1 protein-coding gene is annotated in these 347 nt (G+C 65.4%); it reads right to left on the bottom strand.

Features of this window, described 5'->3' with window-relative positions; translation table 11 throughout:
- The coding region (locus BVH03_RS26985; protein WP_256574766.1) for a TRAP transporter large permease subunit at nt 1–347 on the bottom strand (347 nt) is incomplete at both ends.

Genomic DNA, 347 nt, shown 5'->3' with positions numbered 1-347 from the left:
TGAAGCCCTGCTCGACGACCCAGGCGGTGATCGACTGGGGGATCTGCTCGGTGGTCAGCACGTGGGCGAACAGCATGGCGTTGGCGATGATGAACATCAGCACCACGCTGAGCTTGCCGGCCTCGACGAACACCTTCGGGCACTCGCGGATGGTCATGTCCTTGTAGATGAAGATCGCCACGAAGGCCGCGTACACCGCCGCCACGGCTGCCGCTTCGGTCGGCGTGAACATGCCCGAGTAGATGCCGCCGAGGATGATCACGATCAGCAGCAGGCCCCAGCCGGCCTTGCGCCCGGCGGTGAGGATCTCGGCCATCGAGGCGCGCGGCAGCGACGGCATGTTCTTG

Source organism: Pseudomonas sp. PA15(2017), assembly GCF_001945395.1.
In the GTDB taxonomy this organism is placed as follows: Bacteria; Pseudomonadota; Gammaproteobacteria; order Pseudomonadales; family Pseudomonadaceae; genus Aquipseudomonas.
This window is presented reverse-complemented; position numbering and strand designations above follow the sequence as displayed.